The organism is Qipengyuania sp. SM2507, from assembly GCF_053714505.1.
This window is the reverse complement of the sequence record NZ_CM132307.1, coordinates 842,246-864,536: the sequence shown is the minus strand read 5'-3', so window position 1 is coordinate 864,536 and position 22,291 is coordinate 842,246. Positions and strand designations below refer to the sequence as shown.

Annotated in this window: 18 protein-coding genes; 11 read left to right on the top strand and 7 right to left on the bottom strand. The window is 65.2% G+C overall.

Annotated elements, in window-relative coordinates; genetic code table 11:
* Window positions 1–6 precede the first annotated feature (6 nt).
* From thiL to ACWIKC_RS04070, 6 genes are all read left to right on the top strand, one after another.
* On the top strand, window positions 7–849 hold the full coding sequence (gene thiL, locus ACWIKC_RS04095; protein WP_454599435.1) for a thiamine-phosphate kinase: 843 nt from the start codon (window positions 7–9) through the stop codon (window positions 847–849).
* Between the two features lie 123 nt (window positions 850–972).
* Window positions 973–3,129, top strand: coding sequence for a sodium-translocating pyrophosphatase (locus ACWIKC_RS04090; RefSeq protein WP_454598854.1), 2,157 nt, complete (start codon window positions 973–975; stop codon window positions 3,127–3,129).
* Window positions 3,130–3,285: 156 nt separating this feature from the next.
* Window positions 3,286–4,458 (top strand): GNAT family N-acetyltransferase, encoded by a 1,173-nt coding sequence (locus tag ACWIKC_RS04085; RefSeq protein WP_454598853.1) that lies wholly within the window; start codon window positions 3,286–3,288, stop codon window positions 4,456–4,458.
* Window positions 4,451–5,350: a transcriptional regulator gene (locus ACWIKC_RS04080; protein WP_454598852.1), complete on the top strand. Its 900-nt coding sequence runs from the start codon at window positions 4,451–4,453 to the stop codon at window positions 5,348–5,350. The genes ACWIKC_RS04085 and ACWIKC_RS04080 overlap by 8 nt, the downstream gene beginning before the upstream one ends.
* A 32-nt stretch (window positions 5,351–5,382) precedes the next feature.
* Window positions 5,383–6,312 (top strand): acyl-CoA thioesterase, encoded by a 930-nt coding sequence (locus ACWIKC_RS04075; protein ID WP_454598851.1) that lies wholly within the window; start codon window positions 5,383–5,385, stop codon window positions 6,310–6,312.
* Between the two features lie 98 nt (window positions 6,313–6,410).
* The gene (locus ACWIKC_RS04070; RefSeq protein ID WP_454598850.1) at window positions 6,411–7,145 is read left to right on the top strand and encodes an EcsC family protein; all 735 of its coding nucleotides are present in this window, start codon (window positions 6,411–6,413) and stop codon (window positions 7,143–7,145) included.
* Between the two features lie 211 nt (window positions 7,146–7,356).
* Here the strand turns inward: ACWIKC_RS04070 and ACWIKC_RS04065 are convergent, their stop codons facing one another.
* From ACWIKC_RS04065 to uvrC, 3 genes are all read right to left on the bottom strand, one after another.
* Window positions 7,357–7,620 (bottom strand): hypothetical protein, encoded by a 264-nt coding sequence (locus ACWIKC_RS04065; RefSeq protein WP_454598849.1) that lies wholly within the window; start codon window positions 7,618–7,620, stop codon window positions 7,357–7,359.
* A 199-nt stretch (window positions 7,621–7,819) separates the two neighbouring features.
* A complete protein-coding gene (locus ACWIKC_RS04060) occupies window positions 7,820–8,452 on the bottom strand; it encodes a hypothetical protein (RefSeq protein WP_454598848.1) in 633 nt (210 codons plus the stop codon).
* Window positions 8,453–8,738: 286 nt separating this feature from the next.
* Complete coding sequence (gene uvrC, locus ACWIKC_RS04055) at window positions 8,739–10,748, bottom strand: excinuclease ABC subunit UvrC (protein WP_454598847.1); 2,010 nt, start codon at window positions 10,746–10,748, stop codon at window positions 8,739–8,741.
* A 180-nt stretch (window positions 10,749–10,928) separates the two neighbouring features.
* Between uvrC and ACWIKC_RS04050 the strand changes: the two genes are divergently transcribed.
* The gene (locus ACWIKC_RS04050; RefSeq protein ID WP_454598846.1) at window positions 10,929–12,224 is read left to right on the top strand and encodes an APC family permease; all 1,296 of its coding nucleotides are present in this window, start codon (window positions 10,929–10,931) and stop codon (window positions 12,222–12,224) included.
* Between the two features lie 7 nt (window positions 12,225–12,231).
* On the top strand, window positions 12,232–13,422 hold the full coding sequence (locus ACWIKC_RS04045; protein WP_454598845.1) for an NAD(P)/FAD-dependent oxidoreductase: 1,191 nt from the start codon (window positions 12,232–12,234) through the stop codon (window positions 13,420–13,422).
* 597 nt (window positions 13,423–14,019) lie between these two features.
* Here ACWIKC_RS04045 and ACWIKC_RS04040 read toward each other — a convergent pair.
* Both ACWIKC_RS04040 and proB read right to left on the bottom strand, forming a co-directional pair.
* Window positions 14,020–14,805 carry an outer membrane protein assembly factor BamD gene (locus ACWIKC_RS04040; RefSeq protein WP_454598844.1) on the bottom strand — a complete coding sequence of 262 codons (786 nt, stop codon included), beginning with the start codon at window positions 14,803–14,805 and terminating at the stop codon, window positions 14,020–14,022.
* 99 nt (window positions 14,806–14,904) lie between these two features.
* Entirely contained in the window at window positions 14,905–16,047 is a 1,143-nt protein-coding gene (proB, locus tag ACWIKC_RS04035; protein WP_454598843.1) for a glutamate 5-kinase, read from the bottom strand.
* Window positions 16,048–16,280: 233 nt separating this feature from the next.
* Here proB and ACWIKC_RS04030 point away from each other — a divergent pair, with 233 nt between their 5' ends.
* From ACWIKC_RS04030 to ACWIKC_RS04020, 3 genes are all read left to right on the top strand, one after another.
* A complete protein-coding gene (locus tag ACWIKC_RS04030) occupies window positions 16,281–17,048 on the top strand; it encodes a pyrroline-5-carboxylate reductase family protein (RefSeq protein ID WP_454598842.1) in 768 nt (255 codons plus the stop codon).
* A gap of 46 nt (window positions 17,049–17,094) precedes the next feature.
* On the top strand, window positions 17,095–18,360 hold the full coding sequence (locus tag ACWIKC_RS04025) for a glutamate-5-semialdehyde dehydrogenase (RefSeq protein ID WP_454598841.1): 1,266 nt from the start codon (window positions 17,095–17,097) through the stop codon (window positions 18,358–18,360).
* Window positions 18,361–18,630: 270 nt separating this feature from the next.
* Window positions 18,631–19,512 carry a hypothetical protein gene (locus ACWIKC_RS04020; RefSeq protein WP_454598840.1) on the top strand — a complete coding sequence of 294 codons (882 nt, stop codon included), beginning with the start codon at window positions 18,631–18,633 and terminating at the stop codon, window positions 19,510–19,512.
* Window positions 19,513–19,662: 150 nt separating this feature from the next.
* Here ACWIKC_RS04020 and ACWIKC_RS04015 read toward each other — a convergent pair whose 3' ends face one another.
* Both ACWIKC_RS04015 and ACWIKC_RS04010 read right to left on the bottom strand, forming a co-directional pair.
* On the bottom strand, window positions 19,663–20,532 hold the full coding sequence (locus ACWIKC_RS04015; RefSeq protein WP_454598839.1) for an HNH endonuclease: 870 nt from the start codon (window positions 20,530–20,532) through the stop codon (window positions 19,663–19,665).
* On the bottom strand, window positions 20,529–22,289 hold the full coding sequence (locus tag ACWIKC_RS04010; RefSeq protein ID WP_454598838.1) for a helix-turn-helix domain-containing protein: 1,761 nt from the start codon (window positions 22,287–22,289) through the stop codon (window positions 20,529–20,531). Before ACWIKC_RS04010 ends, ACWIKC_RS04015 begins: the two co-directional genes overlap by 4 nt.
* Between the last annotated feature and the right edge of the window lie 2 nt (window positions 22,290–22,291).

Sequence of the window (22,291 nt, the reverse complement as noted above, 5' to 3'; positions counted from 1 at the left end):
GCCGCCCTGCGCGCGCTGGCCGCCAATCCGGCGGCGCGCGGGCTGGCGGATGATGCCGCGGTGCTCGCGTTCGGCGGGGAAACGCTGGTGCTGACGCATGACGTGCTGGTCGAGGGGGTGCATGTCCTGCCCGGTCAGGACGCCGCGGATATCGCCTGGAAGCTGGTCGCGGTGAACCTCTCCGACCTCGCCGCCAAGGGTGCGGAGCCGGTCGGGATCCTGCTCGGCCATATGCTCGGCGAGGGCGATGCGCGTTTCATCGAGGGTCTGCGCGAAGTGCTGGACGCCTATGACGTCCCGCTGCTCGGCGGCGACACGGTCAAGGGCGGTCCGCAGCGCAGCTGGGGCGTCACCGCGTTGGGGCGTGCGACGCATGTGCCGGTCCCATCGCGCAGCGGCGCGCAGGTGGGCGACGGCGTGTTCGTGACCGGCACACTCGGCGCGGCGATGCTCGGACACGATGCACTCACCGGCGGCGGCGAGGCCGACACCGCAGTCTATCTGCGCCCCACCCCGCTGCTCGCCGAGGGCCGCGCGCTCGCCCCGCTGGTCAGCGCGATGATGGATGTCTCCGACGGCCTGCTGCTCGACGCCTGGCGGCTCGGAACCGCCAGCGGGGTCACGCTGGAACTCGACAGCGCGGCGGTCCCCGTAGTGGACGAGACTCGCCGCAACGAGTGCCTGCGCTGGGGCGACGACTACCAGCTGCTCTTCACCGCGCCCGCCAATGCCACCCTGCCCGTCGCGGCCAGCCGGATCGGCACCGTCGCGCCGCTGGATCACGGCCCGTTGCGGCTCGACGGCCGCCCCCTCTCCCCCGAAGACGGGCTCGGCTACACCCACGGCTGAGCCCGACCGGGCATACTCAGGCTTCGGGCTTGTCACGCTCACATGCCGCTATATACCCTGCCCCATCATGCGCCCACACACTCGCGAGGGAGCGCATAAACATAAGCGGGGAGGGAAATTTTAGTGAACCTTGTTCTTATATCGATCGGGTTGGGACTGCTGGCCATTATTTATGGCTTCGTCACCAGCCGCCAGGTGCTGCGCGCGGGCGCGGGCAATGAGCGAATGCAGGAAATCGCCGGCGCCATCCAGGAAGGCGCGCAGGCCTATCTCAAGCGCCAGTACACCACCATCGCCATCGTCGGAATCGTCGTTGCCATTCTCGTCGGCGTGTTCCTCGGCATCATTCCGGTAGTCGGCTTTATCATCGGCGCAATCCTTTCAGGCGTGGCGGGCTTCATCGGGATGAACATCTCGGTGCGCTCCAACGTCCGCACCGCAGCCGCGGCGCAGAGCGGGTTGCAGCAGGGTCTCACCCTCGCCTTCCGCGCCGGTGCCATCACCGGCATGCTGGTCGCCGGGCTGGCGCTGCTCGCGATCGCGGTGTTTTTCTATTACCTCGTCGAAATTGCCGGCCATGCCGCCGACAGCCGCGAAGTGATCGACGGACTCGTCGGTCTCGCCTTCGGCGCTTCGCTGATCTCGATCTTCGCGCGCCTTGGCGGTGGCATCTTCACCAAGGCCGCCGATGTCGGCGCCGATCTGGTCGGCAAGGTCGAGGCGGGCATCCCCGAGGACGATCCGCGCAACCCCGCGGTCATCGCCGACAACGTCGGCGACAACGTCGGCGATTGCGCCGGCATGGCCGCCGATCTGTTCGAGACCTATGTCGTCACCGTTGGCGCCACCATGGTGCTCACCGCGCTGCTGCTCAGCAATCTGGGCGACATGCTGGTCCCGATGATGGCGCTGCCACTGCTGATCGGCGGGGTCTGCATCGTCACCAGCATCATCGGCACCTATTTCGTCCGCCTCGGTGGCGGCACCAACATCATGGGCGCCATGTACAAGGGCTTCCTCGTCACCGCGGTGCTGTCGATCCCGGCGATCTGGCTGGCGATGCAATTCGCGCTGGGCGATCTCAACATGGTCATCGGCGGCGAAAACCTCGCTGCGATCGATCCGGGCGCGCCGCTTGCCGAAGAAGGCACATCGTCGATCGCTCCCTTCACCGGCTGGGACCTGTTCTGGTCGGCGATGATCGGTCTGCTGCTGACCGGGGTGATCATCTGGATTACCGAGTATTACACCGGGACCAATTTCCGCCCGGTGCGCTCGATCGCCAAGGCTTCGGAGACGGGCCACGGCACCAATGTGATCCAGGGTCTGGCGATCAGCCTTGAATCGACCGCGCTGCCGACGCTGGCGATCGTCGCCGGGATCATCGGCGCCTACCAGTTCGCGGGACTGATGGGGATCGCCTATGCCGCCACCTCGATGCTGGCGCTCGCGGGCATGGTGGTCGCACTCGACGCCTATGGCCCCGTCACCGACAACGCCGGCGGCATCGCCGAAATGGCGGGCCTCGACGACAGCGTGCGCGAGAAGACCGATGCGCTCGACGCGGTGGGCAACACCACCAAGGCGGTGACCAAAGGTTATGCGATCGGATCGGCCGGCCTCGCCGCGCTGGTGCTGTTCGCCGCCTACACCGCCGACCTCGCCGAGTTCTTCCCGGCGGCGGACGTCGATTTCAGCCTCGAGAACCCCTATGTCATCGTCGGGCTGCTGCTCGGCGCGCTGCTGCCCTACCTGTTCGGGGCGATGGGCATGACTGCGGTGGGCCGCGCGGCGGGCGATGTGGTCAAGGATGTCCGCGACCAGTTCCGCGAGAACCCGGGCATCATGGCGGGCACTTCCAAGCCCGACTATGCCCGCACGGTCGATCTGGTCACCAAGGCGGCGATCAAGGAGATGATCATCCCCTCGCTGCTGCCGGTGCTGGCCCCGATCGTGGTCTATTTCGTCATCACCGCGATCGCGGGGCAGGAGAACGGCTTCGCCGCGCTCGGTGCTCTGCTGCTCGGCGTGATCGTCAGCGGGCTGTTCGTCGCGCTGTCGATGACCGCGGGTGGCGGCGCCTGGGACAACGCCAAGAAATACATCGAGGACGGCAATCACGGCGGCAAGGGCTCCGAAGCCCACAAGGCCGCAGTGACCGGCGATACGGTCGGCGATCCCTACAAGGATACCGCCGGCCCGGCGGTGAACCCGATGATCAAGATCACCAATATCGTCGCGCTGCTGCTGCTTGCGGCACTGGCCGGTGGCACGGTCTGACCGAGGCGATCTTTGCGAAATCAGGACCCCGTCCGGAGCGATCCGGGCGGGGTTCGCTTTTTACGGGGCTTTAGGGCTTTTTAAGCGCACCATTGCTAAGACACCGCCCGCGACACGTATTGTCGCGTTTTTAGCGAGGGTTGAGGCGTGGCCAGCATGGCATCCGACGAGCCCGGAGCGGCTATCGCTCTTGATCGCCAGGACGCGACCGGGGCCGACACGACCATCGCGTGGCTCGACGACCCCGCCGCGCTCACCACCGCATTCGTCGCGGAATGGCAGGCGCTGGCCGCCGATGCCGCCGCGCCCAATCCCTTCTACGAGGAATGGAACCTGCGCCCCGCTCTCGCGCATCTCGCGCGGCGCGGCGATGTCGCGCTGCTCACCTATCGCGAGGGCGGCACACTGGTCGGCCTGCTGCCGGTCGCGCGGGCCAGAAGCTATTACGACCGCCCGATCCGCCACCTGACCGGCTGGTTGCACGACAACGCCTTTTGCGGAATCCCGCTGGTCCGGCGCGGGTGCGAGGACGCGTTCTGGCGCGCCGCGCTCGAGGCCATGGACGATCGCGCCGGTTTCGAACTCTTTCTCCACCTGAACTGCCTGCCCGAGGACAGCCCGGTGACGCAGGCACTGCTCCGCATTCTTGGCAAGGCCCGCCGCTCCTCGACGGTCGTCGGGCGCGAGGAGCGCGCGCTGCTCTTTTCCCCGCTTGGCTCGAGCGCCTATTTCGAAGCCGCGATGAGCGCCAAGAAACGCAAGGAATTGCGCCGTCAGGCCAAACGGCTGGGCGAACTGGGGGAGGTGCAATTCGAGCGTCTCTCGAGCGCCGAAGGTCTCGATCGCTGGATCGACCGGTTCCTCGCGCTCGAAAACGCCGGGTGGAAGGGCGAGGAAGGATCATCGCTCGCCAGCCATGCGCCGGTCGCGGACTATTTCCGCGCGGCGCTGCAGGGCGGTGCGGCGGCGGGCCGGCTCGAGCGGCTGGCGCTCAACCTCGACGGGGCACCCATCGCGATGCTCGCGACCTTTATCGCCGCGCCCGGAAGCTTCTCCTTCAAGACCGCGTTCGACGAGCGTTACGCCAAATTCTCGCCCGGGGTGCTGCTCCAGCAGGAGAACCTCGCGCTGCTCGACCGCGCCGACATCGCCTGGTGCGACAGTTGCGCGGCGGCGAACCATCCGATGATCGAGCGGATCTGGCACGAGAAGCGCACCATCCTGACGCTCAATATCGCGCTCGGCGGACCGCTCAAGCGCACTGCCTTCCGGCTGATGAGCCAGCTCGAGCGCAGCGCCGAACCTTGCGAAAGGGACCATCATGGATAGCATCGCCACAGCCACCACTGCCGCGCCCGCGCCAGCGGTGGCCGACGACACCGCGCCCATCTTCGACGCCGCGACGCGCGAGCGGTTCGGTGAGCTCTATCCCGAGCAGCCGCATGTCCTGTCCCACGCGCTGGGCGTGCATCCACTGCTCGAGCTCGATAGCCTCGCCCGGCTGGCGGGTCGCCTTCCCGAGACTGCGATCGAGTACAATCGCGGCGACCTGCCGATCGGCGTCGATGGCAAGCCCGCTGCCACCGGACTGTCGATCGAGGACACCATCCGCAGCATCGCCTCGGCCAACAGCTGGGCGGTGCTCAAGAATATCGAGCAGGACCCGGCCTACGAGGCGCTGCTGCTGGGGCTGCTGGGCGAATTGCGCAGCCAGATCGAGGCCAGGACCGGCGCCATGCTCCGCCCGCAGGGGTTCGTCTTCATCTCCTCGCCCAACGCCGTCACGCCCTATCATTTCGACCCCGAGCACAACATCCTGCTGCAGGTGAAGGGTTCGAAGGTGATGACCCAATTCCCCGCCGGCGATGCCCGCTTCGCGCCCGACGAGGTGCACGAGACCTATCATTCGGGCGGCGCGCGCGAATTGCGCTGGCAGGAGGATCTGGCCGAAGGCGGTCGAGCCTTCGCCATCGGTCCGGGCGAGGCGGTGTTCGTACCGGTGATGGCGCCGCATTTCGTTCGCAACGGGCCCGACAGCTCGATCTCGCTGTCGATCACCTGGCGCAGCGACTGGAGCTTCGCCGAGGCCGATGCGCGCGGGCTCAACCGCGTGCTGCGCGGGCTGGGGCTGCGTCCCGCCGCTCCCGGGCGCTGGCCGCGCACCAATCGCAGCAAGGCCAACGCCTATCGGGTGCTGCGGAAACTCGGTGCGGTGGATTGACGCTGCGGCGGGCGATCCGCAAAGCGCCCGCCATGACCGAACCGATCCCCGATGATTCCACCCCCGCCAAGCTCGTAGCGGGGCTCGTCAAGCTGCTCACCGTGGCGCGCGAGGGCGAAGACCACTTCCTCGGCCAGCCGCAGCCCGGCGGGGTCGGCCGCGTGTTCGGCGGGCAGGTCATCGGCCAGGCGCTGCAGGCCGCGCAGGCGACCGCGCCCGAGGGCATGGGCGCCCACTCGCTCCACGCCTATTTCCTCCGCGGCGGCGAGGAAGGCGTCGACATCGATTACGAGACCGCGCGCGATTTCGACGGGCGCAGCTTTGCCAACCGCCGCGTGGTAGCGCGCCAGCAGGGCCGCCCGATCCTCAACCTCACCGCCAGTTTCCAGCAGCCCGAGGACGGGCTGAGCCACGACGAATACGCGATGCCGCAGGTCACCCCGCCCGAGGAGCTGACACCCGACACCGAGCTGCGGCGCGAGTTCATCGCCAAGCTCGACCATGTCTCCGAACTGCAGCGCGCGCTGATGCTGCGCCCGCGACCGATCGAGATGCGCACCAGCGACAGCCTGCACTGGATGAACAGCGAACCGCGCGCACCGCAGGCGCACAGCTGGTTCCGCACCGTCGCGCCGCTCCCCGCGCTCGGCGACGACCCGGCGATCCACCGCGCGGTCATCGCCTATGCCAGCGACTACACGCTGCTCGGTACCTCCGCGCTGCCCCATGGCCTCAGCTGGGCGCGCGGCGAATTGAACGGCGCCAGCCTCGACCACGCGATCTGGTTCCACCGCCCCGCGCGCGCCGACGAATGGCTGCTCTACGCCACCGACAGCCCGTGGAGCGGCGCGGGTCGCGGCTTCAACCGCGGACGGATCTTCGACCGCGAGGGCCGGCTGGTCGCCAGCGTCGCGCAGGAGGGCGTGGTTCGCCGCCGCAAGCGTTCGCCCTGCCCCGCCTGAGCCGCCGCCCGCGCAGCCAATTGCCCGGGAACGGCTTGGCGCTTATGCCGCTATCCTACCGACGCAGCATTTTCGCCCGCACAGACAAGGACCCGAGCATGGATTGGCAGCGCAACCAGCTGAAGTACAAACAAAGCAAACCCTCCATGCTGGGGCGCGGGATCGAGCGGCTGACGCACCCCTTCGGCAAGGCGCTCGCCAGCGTGGTGCCCAAAGCGCTGGTCGAGGCGGTGCTCAAGGGGCTCGACCGCGCGGTTGGCATGAAGGAGCTGGCAAAGTTCACCCACGACCCGCACGACCTCCAGGCCGCGCATGACGCCGCGAAGGGTCTGGTCCGCACCGCGCGCGCCATCAGTGCCTCGACCGGGGCCGCCGCCGGGCTCGGCGGCGCGATTTCGATGAGCGCCGACATCCCCGCCACCATCGCCATCGCCTTGCGCACCATCCGCGACACCGGCCGCGCCTATGGCTTTGCCGGCGAGGGCCCGTCGGAGAAGCTGTTCCGGCTGCAGATCCTCGAACTCGCCGCGCTCGACGATCCCGAAGTGCGCGCCGAGCGGATCGCCGCGCTCGAGGCGGGCATCGGTGGCGATGGCGATCTGATCCACGCCGGGCAGGAACACATCACCCCGGTGGTCGACCAGGCGGTCGAGCGCATCTCGCGCGCGCTTGCTTTTGCGACGATGCGCAGCCGCGCCGGGATGCTGGTGCCGATCGCGGGCTCGGTGGTGGGCGGGATCGTCAATTCCTCGTTCCAGAACGACGTCGGCAAGGCCGCCCGCTTCGCCTTCCTGGCGCGGCGGCTGAAGGAAGCCGGGCAGAGCGTCGGCTGACACTTGCGACACGCCGCGATGGCGGAAATGCGCGGATTGCGGGGCAAAGGTCAGCACCCAATGAGTGCAGCCGATCCTATTATCAGGCGGGATGGCGTGTGCCGATTGGCACCACAACTTGCGCGTGCAGTGGCTAGTTTGCTCGATGAGAGCGGACCCTTATAGCTGCCAGTCTGAAAACGACCCACTTGCGGATGTTGCGGGTATGCTCTTAGCGCGTCGGCTTCCACCATGCATGCGCGATCATGATCCAGCCCGCGACAAATGCCGCGATTCCAACCCAACCTGCGGCGAAGGGTAATGAGGGCGCGCAGTAGTCGAAGCAGGCCTGGTTTTGCCCGACCACTGGCTCGACTCCGAAAAAATCGGTGAACTGATTCCAATATTGCTGCCCCATAACCGCCGCGAAGATGTAGAGGTTAACGATCCAAGCTTGGATTATGCCCGCGACAAGTGCGACCAAGAAAAGCAGCATTGCAATGAGAAGCCGACGGTCGCGCCTCATATCCTATCTACCCCGCATAGCGACGGGGCATGCTAGTCTACACAATGTCCGCTTTCCACCCCGATTTCAGACGTTCGCGGCTCGAAGGGAAGCGCCCAGATGCGGACTGGCTGCTTTCTACGATTCTGCGCAAAAAGCTGACTGTCGGCAAACGACCCAATTGCAGACATCAGGGACATTTTGCCTCAGTCGTCGCCTCCGCTATTATTCGTAAAGCCTCATTGATCTGTGCCATCGGAATCTCGCTTTCCGAGCCTTGGTAAATCGACGCGACAAAAAGCCAGTTTCCCGAGCGGACTAAGGAGTTCGTTGTGTCGGGATAAACGCTCTCGACCATGCCGAGTGAATCCGTCTCGAAACGGATTGCACTTCCGCGCGTGAGCGACTTCAAGCGAGAATACTCTGGGTTGCCAAAAAGTTCATATATTCGATCGTAATCGTCGGGCCCCTGCGGAGGGCGCTCCACCAAGTCATCGAGGAATTCAACCGATAGCTGAGCAGCAATGACCCTGATCTCTTTCCTGATCTGGACCGCTTCATTGGTGGGGTAATATTCTCCTGAGAAAATCCTGAGGATGTAAGCTCCGGAGTTCGATACATATGATACCGCTGCGTTGCTTGAGCCTTCATCTACCAATATCCGGGTCAAGCAAACGCCGATGTCATTGCCATGCTCTGCAGATCGATCGTCGGCAGTCGGTGGACTGCAGCTGCTTAGAGCAAGCGCCGTCATACCCATTATAGCGGACAACGTTAAACTGATTTGGCGGTCGAATAACAACTGTTCAAACCCTTCTCTCAAGGAACACGGCCATATTCAATCGCCAGAGCTATTTGTAATACGCGCCGGTAGGTCCAGAGCCACCCCAAAATATGAGTTAGTGCGCAACGCGAATTGAGACCGAACAATGACTGCTTCCCACCCCATAAGCCGACAATATCGCCTGATCAGCTCCCTCCCCAAAGCCGACGTTCAGCCAGGCACCCAGTCTGGAAATTACCCAAACGCTGTGAGTGTGGTCAAACCATCGCCCCGGCGCACTGACCACCTTATCCCTCCGCCGAAGGGAAGGGACTATGGTGCCCCCTCACCCCCCCGCGTGGTAGAAGTCGTACACTTGCCGCGCCACTGCGGCGCTGATGCCCGGCACGCGGGTGAGGTCGGTCAGCGCGGCCGCCCTCACCTTCCCCGCAGTGCCGAAGTGCAGCAGCAGCGCGCGTTTGCGGGCCGGGCCGATGCCGGGGATCTCGTCGAGCGGGCTGGCGGTGATCGCGCGGCTGCGCTTGGCGCGGTGCGCGCCGATGGCGTAGCGGTGGACTTCGTCGCGCAGCCGCTGGAGGTGGAACAGCAGCGGCGAATTGACCGGCAGCGTCTTCTCGCGGCCATCGGGGAAGTGAAACACCTCGCGCCCCTCGCGGCCATGGTCGGGGCCTTTCGCGATCGCCACCAGCGGGACGTCCTCGATCCCCATCTCGGCCAGCGTGTCGCGCACCGCGCTCATCTGTCCCTTGCCGCCGTCGATCAGCACCAGATCGGGCCAGACCGCCTCGTGACCCCGGGAGGGCTTGGGCGCGGGCTTGCGCGCTGGCGCGGCTTCAACGTCCTCCCCGTTTTCTGACTCCGCCGCTTCCTCGCCCTCCGCCAGCCGGCGGAAGCGGCGCTGCATCACCTCGCGCATCATCGCGAAATCGTCGTTCCCCGCCGCGTTCCTGATGTTGAACTTGCGGTACTGGCTGTTCTCGAAGCCATCGGGCCCCGCGACCACCATCGCGCCCACCGCCTTGGTGCCCTGGATATGGCTGTTGTCGTAGACCTCGATGCGGGCGGGCGGTTCCTCCAGCTCGAGGAATTCGGCCAGCGCGCGGTTGAGCGTCGCCTTGGTGCCGGTTTCGGCCAGCCGCCGGTCGAGCGCTTCGGTGGCGTTGCGGCTGGCCTGTTCCATCAGCCGCCGCCGGTCGCCGCGCTGCGGGATTGAGATCGCCACCGCGTGCCCCGCCTTGGCCGCCAGCGCCTCGGCGATCAGTTCCTGTTCGGGGAGCACGCGATCGATCAGGATCATGCGCGGCGGAGGCACTTCCTCGTAGAATTGCAGCAGCACGTCGGCGAGCACGTCGTCATTGTCGATATCGCCGGTGTTCTTGGGGAAGAAGGCCTTGTGCCCCCAGTTCTGCCCACCACGGATGAAGAAGGCCTGGACCCCGATCTGCCCGCCCTTCGCGGCCAGCGCGAAGACATCGGCATCCCCCACCCCGGCGGCGTTGACCGCCTGGCTGCCCTGGATGAACGTGGCGGCGCGCAAGCGGTCGCGCAGGATTGCGGCGGTCTCGAAATCGAGCGCCTCGGCGGCCTTTGCCATCTGCTGCTCGATCTTGCCCTGCACCGCGCTGGATTTGCCCGCGAGGAAATCCTTGGCCTCGCCCACCAGCTCGGCATAGCCTGCCTCGTCGATCCGCCCGGTGCACGGCGCCGAGCAGCGCTTGATCTGGTAGAGCAGGCAGGGCCGGTCGCGATTGGCGAAGAAGCTGTCGGTGCAGCTCCTGAGCAGGAACAGCTTCTGCAGCGCGTTGATCGTCTTGTTGACGCTGCCGGCGCTGGCGAAAGGACCGTAGTAATTGCCCTTGGCGCGGCGCGCGCCGCGGTGCTTGCTGATCCGCGGAAAGGCGTGATCGGCGCGCAGCAGGATGAAGGGGAAGCTCTTGTCGTCGCGCAGCAGCACGTTGAACGGCGGGCGGAAGCGCTTGATGAACTGCGCCTCGAGCAGCAGCGCCTCGGCTTCGGAATTGGTGGTGACGATCTCCATCGCACGGGTCTGGCCGACCATCCGCTGGAGCCTGTTGGTGAGGTTCTTGACCTGCGTGTAATTGGCGACCCGCGCCTTGAGGCTGCGCGCCTTGCCGACATAGAGCACCTCGCCGCGGGCATCGAGCATCCGGTATACCCCGGGCTTGGGCTTGAGCGTCTGCACCGTCTCGCGGATCGCGGCGACGCCTGCCGCGAGATCGGGCTGCGCGCCCGCGAGCGTGCTCGTAGCGCGCCCCTCGTGGAAGCGCTCCTGGCCTCTCGGATCGTGCGGGGTTCCGGCGGGAGTGCGAGCCATGGCCTCCAATTATGCGCAAGGGCCGCGAATGTGAACCTCTGGCGCGATGTGGGGCGAAACCCGCAAGCAAACTTCTGCTTGTTGGCAGCGTCCGGTTTCTGCTTTGATGACGCGGACGGGCTCACGGCATAGGCGCGCCGCTGCCCGGGGCCGCCCCGGGGCCGCAAGGGGATCGAAGCGATGCAATCCGAAGCGATGGACACCAGAACCGCGCCACCCCGAACCATGGGCCTGTTCGGCACCGCGCTGCTGCCCGTCAACGGGATGATCGGCGCCGGCATCTTTGCGCTGCCCGCGACGCTGTTCCTCGCGGTCGGCGATTTCGCGCCGTGGATGATGCTGCTGGGCGGGCTGCTGTTCCTGCCGCTGGTGCTGGTGTTCGCCTGGCTTTCGGCCCGGTTCGATCACAGCGGCGGGCCGATCCTCTATGGCGAGGCCGCCTTCGGGCGCTTCGTCGGCTTCCAGGCCGGCTGGGCGCGCTATGCCAGCGCCATCGTCACCGTGGCGGCCAACACGCATGTGATGGTCTCCTATCTCGCCACGCTGTTCCCCGCGCTCGACGGCCCGCTGCTGCGCCCGCTGGTGGTGGCGGGTTTCATCGGCTTCATCACCGTGGTGAACCTGTTCAGCCTCAAGAGCTCGGTGGCGACGCTGGGCGCGCTGACCGCGGTCAAGCTGCTGCCGCTGTTCGCGCTGATCGGCGCAGGCCTGTTTGCGGGCGAGCCGAGCATGGGGCTGGTGCTGCCCGAATTCTCCGCCGCCGAAAGTATCGTCCTGCTGACCTATTACGCCTTCATCGGTTTCGAATATGTCGTCCTCCCCGCGGGCGAGATGAAGAACCCCAAACGCGACGTGCCGCTGGCGCTGGTCGCGATGCTGGGGGCGGTGACGCTGCTCTACATGCTGGTGATCTGGGCCTATATCGCGATCGCCCCGGTGGTCGGCGAAGGCGCGGACAACCCGCTGGCGGTCGCCGCACTCGACGCGATGGGGCCGGTGGGCGCGATTGCCATCGTCATCGCCGCGGCCTTCAGCATCGGCGCCAACAATTTTGCCGGCGGGATCAGCCTGCCGCGGATGACCTATGGCATGGCCGAAAGGGGAATGCTGCCGCGCTGGTTCATGGCGGTCTCGCCCAGGCTGGGCACGCCCGTCAATTCGATCCTGTTCTACGGCGCGGCGAGCATCGCCTTCGGGCTGTGGGAGGGCTTCATGGTGCTGGCGCTGGCGGGCACGCTGACGCGGCTGCTGACCTATCTGATCGCCGCCTTCGCGCTGCCGGTGCTCGAGCATCGCGAGGGGCGGATCCGTCCGGTCCGGACAGTCGTTTGCGCGCTTACCGTGGTGAGCACGCTGTGGGTTGCGACCCATGCCGATGCGCAGAGCTGGGCGGTGTTCGGCGCGCTGGTGGTGGCAGGAACGCTGCTCTATTTCCTCGCCCGGCAGGAGCGTCCGCCGCAAGCGGCGCCGCTCTGAGCGCCAGATGACCGATTACGACGCCATCATCCTCGGGGCCGGGGCCGCCGGGCTGATGTGCGCCGCGCGCTCCGGGCAGCGCGGCCTCAAGGTGCTGCTGCTCGAACGCGCCGAGGCGCCGGGCAAGAAGATCCTGATCTCGGGCGGCGGGCGCTGCAATTTCACCAATCTGGGTGCGGGACCGGCGAACTACATCTCGGCCAATCCCCATTTCGCCAAATCCGCGCTGGCGCGCTACACTGCGCGCGATTTCCTCGACCTGGTCGAGAGCCATGGCATCGCCTGGCACGAGAAGACGCTCGGGCAATTGTTCTGCGACGGTTCGGCCAAGCAGATCGTCGCGATGCTGCTGGCGGAGTGCGACCGCGCGCGCGAGAGCGGCGGCGGGGTCACGCTGCGCTGCGGCGAGGAGGTAGTCGAGGTCGCCGCGCAGGACGGCTACACCGTCCGCACGGAAGGCGGCACCTATCGCGCACAAAACCTCGTCATCGCCACCGGCGGGCCATCGATCCCCAAGATGGGTGCGACCGGCTTCGCCTACGAGCTCGCGCGCCAGTTCGGGCTCAAGCTCATCGAGCCGCGCCCCGCGCTGGTCCCGCTGACGCTGGGCGGCGACGACGTGCTGTTCCGCGAGATCTCGGGCGTCGCCGCGCCGGTGACCGCGACCGCCGGCAAGCAGGCCTTCAGCGAAGCGGCGCTGTTCACCCATCGCGGGCTCTCGGGCCCGGTGATCCTGCAGGTCTCGTCCTACTGGAAGCCCGGCGATCCGGTGACGGTGGATTTCCTCCCCGAGCACGAGCCCGGCTGGCTGCTCGCCGCCAAGCGCGTGACCCCGCGCCTCGGCTTACGCGCCCTCCTGCGCGACGCGCTGCCGCACCGCCTCGCCGATATCCTCGCCGAGCGGATCGGAATCGCCAGCGAATTGGGCAACGCCCCCGACGCCGCCCTGCGCGAGGCGGAGGCAAGCCTGGGGCGCTGGAGCTTCCACCCCAACGGCAGCGAAGGCTTCGCCAAGGCCGAGGTGACCAGCGGCGGCATCGCCACTGGCGAACTCTCCTCGCAAACGATGGCGGTGAAGAAACACCCCGGGCTCTACGCGATCGGCGAGGCGGTCGATGTCACCGGCTGGCTGGGCGGCTACAATTTCCAATGGGCCTGGGCGAGCGGCGTCGCCGCGGGGGATGCGGTGGGGGGATAGCGGGAAAGGGGAAGAAGATTCCACGGTCCGCTTTCAGGGCGGCGCAAGTCGGACCGGAACGTCCGGGACTGGGGTGGGAAGCGGTCAATCTAGCCTGCGCATCTTCCTCGCAACCCAAACAACTGGGACAGAGAAAAGAAAGATATAGGTAACCGCTCTCGCGCCCCACTCGTCGGTTACAAAATATGCGATTACACCACACGCTAACCCGAATAAGGACCAAGATTGCCAAGCCTTCATAACGCGGCTTTGGCATATGTCCTGAATGTCTGCAAATGGGTCGTAAGCCGAAAGGCAGCTTCGGGCAGCGGTACCGGATAAGCTGACGATACCATCTGATGTGCCCGCCGCGTAAGTTCCCAGCTTTTGCCGAACGACGAATATGGCCCCAAGATCCCGCTCTCGTCATTGCGAGGAGCGTAGCGACGCGGCAATCCATGGCGTGGCGTCGCGGGTGGTAACTCCGGTAGCGCCAAGCCGAAACCGTCGGTCAATGGATTGCCGCGCCGCCTGCGGCGGCTCGCAATGACGAAGGGAGGTCGAGCGCGGGGCGAAGAAGCCTGTGTGGGGGGGAACGGCGCGAACGCCCCCGCAAAATCAGCTCGGGGTCACGCCCGCGGCATGGTCCTGCACCAGTTCGTAGGCGCGCTCGTACCATTCGTTGCCGGGGTAGTTGGAGCCCAGCACCGCGGCGTATTTTACCGCTTCTTCCGGGATCCCCAGCGCGAGGCTGCTCTCGGTCAGGCGGTAGAGCGCTTCGGGTGCGTGGCTGGTGGTCTGGTAGGTGTCGACCACGTTCTGGAAGCGCATCTGCGCCGCGATCCAGCGGCCGCTGCGCTGGTAGTAGCGGCCGATCTCCATTTCCTTGCCCGCGAGGTGGTCTTCGACCAGGTCGAGCTTCAACCGCGCATCGGCGGCGTATTCGCTCTGCGGGAAACGGCGGTTGATCTCGGTCAGCGCGGTGCGCGCCTGCTCGGTGATCTTCTGGTCGCGCTGGACGTCGCTGATCTGCTCGTAATAGCTGAGCGCGATCAGGTAATAGGCATAGGGCGCGTCCTTGTTGCCCGGATGGATCGTCAGGAAACGTTGCGCCGACTGGATCGCCTTGTTGTAATCGGCGGCGACGTAATAGCTGAACGCACTCATCAGCTGCGCGCGGCGGGCCCAGGGCGAATAGGGATGCTGGCGTTCGACCTCGTCGAACAGCGCCGCGGCCAGCGTCGGCTGGTTGCGGTCGAGCCGCTGCTTGGCCACCGAATAGAGCGATTCGACATCGCGCGCCACATAGGCGGTATCCGCTTCGGCGCCCCCGGTGGAGGCGCAGGCGCCGGTGAGCAGGGTGGCACCGGCGAGCGCGGCGGCGAGGATCGGCTTTGTGGTCATGGGACAGGCCTATAGCCAGCGCCGCGCTGAACGCCAAGTGAAGGTATGGGGTCGGCAGCGCTTAATGCCCGCCTGCCATGCCGGCCCGGCGTCCGGGCCTCAGTTCACGCCTTCGGGCGCATCCCACAGCAGGTGGCGGTTTTCCAGCAGCACCAGATTGTTGCTGCGGATGATCTCGCCCTTGGTGCGATAGCCGAGCAATTGCTCTTCATCGGTATCGGGATTGTTGATCAGCACGCGCAATTCCTCGGAGGAATAATCGCTCAGGCCGCGCGCGCGCTCGATCCCGGTGCCGTCGTAGATATGCAGCACGTCGCCGCGCGCGAAATCGCCATCCATCGAGACCACGTCCGAGCGGCAGATCGGGCGATCGCCGCTGGTGAGCGCCTTGGCTACCGCCTTGCTGACCGACAGGCTGCCGGCCATCTGCAGCCGGTTGGCGATCCAGCTGTCCCAGCCCGACATCGGATTGGGATGCGGCAGGACCTTGGTGGCGCGGCGCTCGCCCGAAAGCACGGTGCTGAGCGGGCGGTCGGCATCGCCCTGCGCGATCCAGGTGGTGCAGCCCGCTTCCTGCGCCATATTGGCGGCCAGCAGCTTGGTCTCCATGCCGCCGGTGCCCAGCGTGCTCTTGCCCTTGGTCGCAGCCATGTATTTCGAGACATCCGCGACCTCGGGCACGAATTGCGCCTCGGGATCGTCGGGATTGCGGTCGTAGAGCCCGTCGACCCCGGTGAGGATGATCAGATCCCGGGCGCCGATCATCTGCGCGACCTTGGCCGCCAGCCGGTCGTTGTCGCCCACCCGGATCTGCTCGGTGGTGATCGAATCGTTCTCGTTGACGATCGGCATCACCCCGGCTTTCAGCAGCCGGTGGACCGTGTTGCGGGTGTTGAGGAAGCGGCGATGGTCCTCGAAATCGCCCAGCGTCAGCAGCACCTGCGCAATTTCCATCGCGTATTCATGGCCCACCGTACGGTAGGCGTTGAGCAGAACCGGCATCCCGCAGGCGGCCGCCGCCTGTTTGTCGGATAAACCGGCGCTCTCGGGCGTTTCCCCTACAACGCGCAAGCCCAGCGCCACCGAACCGGAGGAGCAGATGATGACGTTGATGCCCTCCGAGCGCAGCCGGGCCACATCCTCGAGCAGCCGCTGGAGGAAGCCGAACCGCGGGGTGAGCAGGTCCTGGTTGGCCAGCAGGGCCGAACCGATTTTTACGACTACGCTGCGTTTGGTCGTCACAGTAGAAATTCCGCCGGGTTGAAAGCAATGGGATTTCCACATAGATAGCGATGGTGCAGCGCACAACCCGCAAGGTTGAAAACTCTTCGACTATCGCACCGTATCAATTGTTTGAATTCGCCGGAAAACATTCTTTCCCTATTGGGCCCTTCGCTCGATCAAATAGATTTGAAGATCGACAAATATCGCGCAATTATCGCAAGGAGCGACTTATTACTTTCTCGAAAATACTCATGATCGGTTGTGGCAAGATGGGCGGCGCCTTGCTCGACCATTGGATGACCGGCGGCGAAAACTTCACCATCGTCGATCCCGGCCTGACGAGTGCGCCAGATGGCGCGCGCCTGCTTGCCGATCGCGCCGCGCTGGGCGACGAGCGCTTCGATGTCATCGTCGTCGCGATCAAGCCGCAGATGATCGACGACCTGATCCCGCCCTATCGCGAGCATCTCGAGCCGGGCGGCTACGTCCTCTCGATCGCCGCGGGCACAGCCGCCGAACGGATCGCGCAGGCCATGGGCGGCGCGCCGGTGGTGCGGGTCATGCCCAACCTTCCCGCCGCGGTCGGTCGCGGGGTCAGCGGGCTCTACGCCGATCGCGCCGCCGAAACCGATCCGCTGACCCATGCCGAGGCGATGATGCGCCGCGCGGGCGCCACCGTCACCGTCGACAGCGAAGACAAGCTCGACAGGGTCACCGCGGTCGCGGGCTCGGGCCCGGGCTATGTCTTCGAGATCGCCCGCGCCTATGTCGCCGCGGCGATGGAGATGGGCTTTTCGGAAGGCGAAGCGCGCGCCATGGTGCTGGGCACGATGGGCGGCGCGGTCGCCATGGCCGAGGCGCATGGCGCGCCCGACCTCGAGACCCTGCGCAATTCGGTCACCAGCAAGGCCGGCACCACCGCCGCCGGGCTCGACGCGCTCAATGGCGACGATCTCATTTCGGCCCGGATGCGCGACACGCTCGCCGCGGCCTACAACCGGGCGGTCGAGCTGCGCTGACCAGGCCGCTCCCGCTCCCTTCCCTCCTCCTGCAAGGAAACCCAAGATGAACGACCAGACACTCGACCCGCAACTCCACATCCACGAGCTCGGAAGCCGCGCCCGCGCCGCCGCACGCCAGCTGCTGACCGCCAGCACCGAGGCCAAGAACACAGCTTTGACCGAAGCCGCCAAGGCCCTGCGCGCGGCGATGCCCGCGCTGCTCGCGGCCAACGCCAAGGATGTCGCCAGCGTCGAAGGCAAGAAGGACGCCAGCTTCATCGACCGGCTCAAGCTTACCGAGGACCGCGTCGAGGGCATGGCGAGCGCGCTCGAGGAAATCGCCGAGCTGCCCGACCCGGTGGGCCGCCTGCTGGCGCAGTTCGATCGCCCCAACGGGCTCAAGATCGAGCGCGTCGCGGTGCCGATCGGGGTGATCGGGATGATCTACGAATCGCGCCCCAATGTCGGCGCCGATGCCAGCGCGCTGTGCCTGAAATCGGGCAATGCGGTGATCCTGCGCGGCGGCAGCGAGAGCCGGTATTCGACGCGCGAGATCGTCGCCTGCATGCAGGCCGGGCTCAAGGCCGCCGGGCTCCCCGCGGATGCGGTCCAGACCGTCCAGACCACCGACCGCGCCGCGGTCGCCGCGCTGCTCCAGGCCGATGAATTCGTCGACCTGGTGATCCCGCGCGGCGGGCGCGGGCTGGTCGAGCTGGTCCGCGACCAGGCCAGCGTGCCCACGCTGCTGCACCTCGACGGCAATTGCCACAGCTATGTCCACGCCGCGGCCGACATCGACAAGGCGGTGGCGATCATCCGCAACGCCAAGCTGCGCCGCACCGGCGTCTGCGGCGCGACCGAGAGCGTCGTGGTCGACCGCGCGGTGGCGGGCGAGGTCGTCCCCAAGCTCGCCGAGGCGATGGCAGGCGAATGCGAATTGCGCGGCGATGCCGAAGCGGTCGCGCTCGATGACCGGCTGAACCTGGCAAGCGAGGAGGATTGGGACACCGAATATCTCGGCCCGATCGCATCCGTGAAGGTGGTCGATGGCCTCGAGGAGGGCATCGCCTGGGTCGATACGCACAGCTCGCACCACACCGACGCCATCCTCACCGAGGATGCCGACGCCGCGCGCCGCTTCATGACCGCGATCGACAGCGCGGTGGTGATGCACAACGCCTCGACCCAGTTCTCTGACGGCGGCGAGTTCGGCATGGGCGCCGAGATCGGCATCGCCACCGGCAAGATGCACGCCCGCGGCCCGGTCGGGCTGGAACAGCTGACGAGCTTCAAATACCTGGTGCACGGGGACGGGCAAACGAGAGCGTAGTTTGCTTCCGCAAGCGCATCCGCGCTCGCGATATCCTCGGCCCTGACGGGCCTGCGGGCGCGCGGTCGCGCTTGCGGGCCCGAGGGCCCGTGCTCCGCCACCAAGCCAACCGACTAGCGCAGGGACGACGCCGCTGGCGTCGCAAGGGCGACCGCCCGCCCGAGCTTATGCGAGGATAGCCAAGCCGACGGATGTCGGCGTCGGCGCTTGAGGCTAAAACAAAAAACCCCGCATTTTCCTACACGCCGCAAATCTGCTTCATCCTCGTGGATGACCGACCCCGACTCGCCCGCGCCCGCCGCGCCACCCGCCCCCGCCCCGCAAACCCCGCACTCGCCCCGCGGCACGCTGCCCGCTTTCGCGCCGGTCCCGCGGCTCAAGCAGCGCTCAAACGGCTGGACGCCCGCGGTGCAGTGCGCCTTTATCGAGGCGCTGGCCGACACCGGCAGCGTGGCGAGCGCCTGCCGCGCGGTGGCACGCGCCGATCACGGCGCCTACCTGCTGCGCCGCCACCCGGAGGCGCGCGAGTTCCGCGCCGCCTGGCAAGCCGCGCTCGATCTCGGGGTCCAGCGGATCGAGGACGTGGCGATGGAGCGCGCGCTCAACGGGGTCGAGGTCCCGGTCTATTCCTATGGCAAGCTGGTCGGCACGCGCGTGGTCCACAACGACCGGTTGCTGATGTTCCTCCTGCGCAACCGCGCGCCTGAACGTTTCAGCGAGGGCCGCGCGAAGGGGCTGAGCGGGCTCGACGCGATGGAACTCGCGCGGCTCAAGAAGCAGTGGCACCGGGAGTGGCGCAAGGCCTGGGAGGCCGAGAGCGCCACGCGCGCCGCCGAGGAGGAGAAGGAGAGCTACGAGCGGATCGACGCCTGGATCGACACCATGCACACCAATCGGATGCGCCGCATGAGCCCGCGCGCCCGCGCCGCGCTCGACGAGCACAACCGGATCATGGCGGAAGACAGCGCGGCGGGCTACGACCCGTGGACCGACCCCGAACACCCCGACTACGGCGGCGGCGCCGCGCGCGCGGCGGCAGACGGGACCGAAGCGATCCGCCTCCCCCCGCCCGGCTGGGGCGAGCAGGAGGCGGAGCCCGAGCAGGATGCCGGAGCGCGCCGGCATGGGCTCAAGGATGATGGGTGGGAGTAAGGCGCGCTGCCGAACTGGCGAGCGCAAGTCCGGGCCGCGCAGCGGACCGCAAGGCCGACGGCCGCCCGAGCCTATGCGAGGAAAGCCAAGCGGGCCGGATGGCCCGCGCCCGGCGCCTGAGGGCGCAAACAAAAACTCAAGCCACAAGCGCTAGAGCTTGAAGCAATGCTCCCGATGCCACGCGAGGAACGCCGGATGCGGGCGCTCCGCTGCGCGGCTTGGCGCCACGGCCTTGCGCGTCGGGTTGATGATCGCCTCGATGCTCGCCGGATCATTGACCTGCCGCGACACCATGATGTCGAGATCGTCCGTCAGCCCGATCAACCCCCGGTCGAACATCCAATGCGCGGTGCCCGACAGCGCGAGCCCGTTGCGGATGCTGTCGGGCCCGCCGCGCTCGACCGGGCGGATATGCGCCGCCTCGGCCTCCAGCCGACCACCGCCGTTGACAAGCTTCCACCCCGTCACCGCGCAGCGCCCGTCATAGGCCTGCAGCACCGCGCGCCGGAAGGCCCGGTCGCGGAACGGACGGTTGAGCAGCGTCTGCACCATGGGCCGCTCGACCTCGAACGGCATTTGCGGATTGTCCTGCACAAGGTTCAGTGGTGCGGGATCGCCCGTGCGCGGCAGCGTGTCGTCCTTGGGCAGGCCCAGAGCGATGATCCGCGCGAAATCGGAGTTGGAGAGCGGGCGCACCGCAGCCTGTGCATTGGCCAGATCGCGCTCGACCGGCTGGCCATCGACTTTGTGCGGAACGGTCGGCGAGAACGGCAGATAACTGCCCTCTTCGATCAGCGCGCGGTAGCGGTCCGATATGTCGGGATCGGGAATGATCCGCTCAACCTTCGCCACTGCGAAGAAGCCCTTGGACTGCGGCAGCTTCACCGGCTCGCGATAGACGATCCAGTCGCCGACCATCTGCTTGGCGCGGCTGAGATAGCTCTTGGGAAACTGGTAATGCACTTCGGGGATGTCGTCGTAGATCGACCCATCCTTGTGCATAAAAACGCCGAAGGTCATAACTTACCTTCGCGTAACTCGTGCAGTCGAGCAATCGCCTCTTCACAAACCTGCAAAAATTCTGATGCGCCGATCATTTTGAATACTTCGCCTGCTTCGCGATATCGCACTAATGCCTCTTCAATATCAGGCTCACGAGCATGGTCGAATTTTTCCGCATGAACCGCGAAAACTGATGCCGTATATAAATTGATCTCTGCCCACCGCCGCGGATTAACATCGCGAGTGTGAATATATCCTGCAGCCGCATAGGCGTTGAGACTTCTCATAAAATACAACTCAGTCAATCGATCGTCGCAACTCTGAGCATGGTGAAAGAACAATCCTGCAATCTCAAACTGAATGTCCGCAAATCTATCTGAGAAAATAGTCTCCGGGTAAGTTTCCAACGCAGCCTGATATTCAGAAATAGCACGGATACGGAGGAATGAGCTCTCGTATGCGTCTTCGGAGCGCATCTGAGCTTTCCGCCTCAAAAGCCGCGCAACATTCGCTTTTGCACCACCCCAAACCTCGATGTCTAAATTTTCTTCGCTTGCCGACACTGCCAACATGAAATTATGCATCGCTTGATCGTAAATATCCTCAGCATTTACCAATCCAGCCTTATAAAGCAGAGAGCTACCTAGACTATTCGCCACGTGTTGCAAAAGTTGCGAAGCATTATCATCTTCAGCACAGATTTTTTTAAATTCTTGAAGAACTCTAATTGCCTCTTCTATAGGCTCTACATCCTTATTATTTCGACCGACAGCCATTAAGCAGTTCGCCAAATTTACGGCGCTACTCACTTGCTGGAAAGGATCTCCGACCGCTTTAGCCCCAGCCAGTGCGTCACGAGCAAAAGAAGTAGCTTCATAAATGATTTCTTTCGAACGCCCAGTCTCCGTCCGATCGGCAAGATTTCTTAAAACAAGTCCGAGACGATAAGCAGTCTTTGACTTCTCCAAAGGATCCGAAGCTACAATTTCAAGCTTCAACAATCTGCGCAGGAGGCTTGCAGAAACGTCAAATCTTCCGGGTACACTTCTAAGCGAAACCTCGTAGATCCGCCAGGCCGTGGTTCCCAGCGACAAAGCTTGAAGGTTTGCGTCAAACGGAGCGAAGAAATCAGCTGCCTTCTCGAAGGCCGCGAGCGCGGAATCTGCATCACCCTTGAGTAATAATGCATCGCCTCGAGCGATCCGTATCTCCGACTGCTTTCGAATTGCATCAATCGTTTTAGATTGTTGATGAAATTCTTCCGCTTCTTGGAGGTAACGATCAACATCGTCAAATTCCCCATTGCTAAGAGCTTCTTCGGCCTTTTGCTTGGCAGCATCTACCTTAGCATCGTCGCTTTCAAGTGATTTGATCTTGGATTTGAGTTCGCGCCACTCCTTCGATTTTGTTCGAAGAAAGGAATCGAGTTCGCCAAGTTCAGCATCAGGATTATCGTGTTCAAACTGCCGAGCAAGCGCTTCAATCAGATTTCTTGCGTTATGGAATGCGTCATTGAGGTCACTCGGGCGCGATTGATCGAATGAGCCTGCGCATCTCTCCAGTTCCTCGTCCGAAATTTTCAGGGTTAGGATAATGGGATCGACAGTCGCAGAATGGGGGTTCGGTACCTTACCGGTCTCTAGTTCGCTTATTCGCCTGACTTTACTTGGGGTCTCGTAGGCATCTTCGGACAGTTGAAGTTGCGTAAGGCCAGCCGCCTTCCGCTTTCTTCGGATAAGGTCTCCAAGCGACTGTCCAAAGCTCGTTTCCGCCAAAA

Bases quoted from the DNA above. Each gene is read 5' to 3' on its own strand.
- ACWIKC_RS04085 (WP_454598853.1), top strand. From the start codon at position 3,286: ATGGCATCCGACGAGCCCGGAGCGGCTATCGCTCTTGATCGCCAGGAC.
- ACWIKC_RS04080 (WP_454598852.1), top strand. From the start codon at position 4,451: ATGGATAGCATCGCCACAGCCACCACTGCCGCGCCCGCGCCAGCGGTG.
- ACWIKC_RS04075 (WP_454598851.1), top strand. From the start codon at position 5,383: ATGACCGAACCGATCCCCGATGATTCCACCCCCGCCAAGCTCGTAGCG.
- ACWIKC_RS04070 (WP_454598850.1), top strand. From the start codon at position 6,411: ATGGATTGGCAGCGCAACCAGCTGAAGTACAAACAAAGCAAACCCTCC.
- ACWIKC_RS04065 (WP_454598849.1), bottom strand. From the start codon at position 7,620: ATGCTGCTTTTCTTGGTCGCACTTGTCGCGGGCATAATCCAAGCTTGG.
- uvrC (WP_454598847.1), bottom strand. From the start codon at position 10,748: ATGGCTCGCACTCCCGCCGGAACCCCGCACGATCCGAGAGGCCAGGAG.
- ACWIKC_RS04050 (WP_454598846.1), top strand. From the start codon at position 10,929: ATGCAATCCGAAGCGATGGACACCAGAACCGCGCCACCCCGAACCATG.
- ACWIKC_RS04045 (WP_454598845.1), top strand. From the start codon at position 12,232: ATGACCGATTACGACGCCATCATCCTCGGGGCCGGGGCCGCCGGGCTG.
- ACWIKC_RS04040 (WP_454598844.1), bottom strand. From the start codon at position 14,805: ATGACCACAAAGCCGATCCTCGCCGCCGCGCTCGCCGGTGCCACCCTG.
- ACWIKC_RS04030 (WP_454598842.1), top strand. From the start codon at position 16,281: ATGATCGGTTGTGGCAAGATGGGCGGCGCCTTGCTCGACCATTGGATG.
- ACWIKC_RS04025 (WP_454598841.1), top strand. From the start codon at position 17,095: ATGAACGACCAGACACTCGACCCGCAACTCCACATCCACGAGCTCGGA.
- ACWIKC_RS04020 (WP_454598840.1), top strand. From the start codon at position 18,631: ATGACCGACCCCGACTCGCCCGCGCCCGCCGCGCCACCCGCCCCCGCC.
- ACWIKC_RS04015 (WP_454598839.1), bottom strand. From the start codon at position 20,532: ATGACCTTCGGCGTTTTTATGCACAAGGATGGGTCGATCTACGACGAC.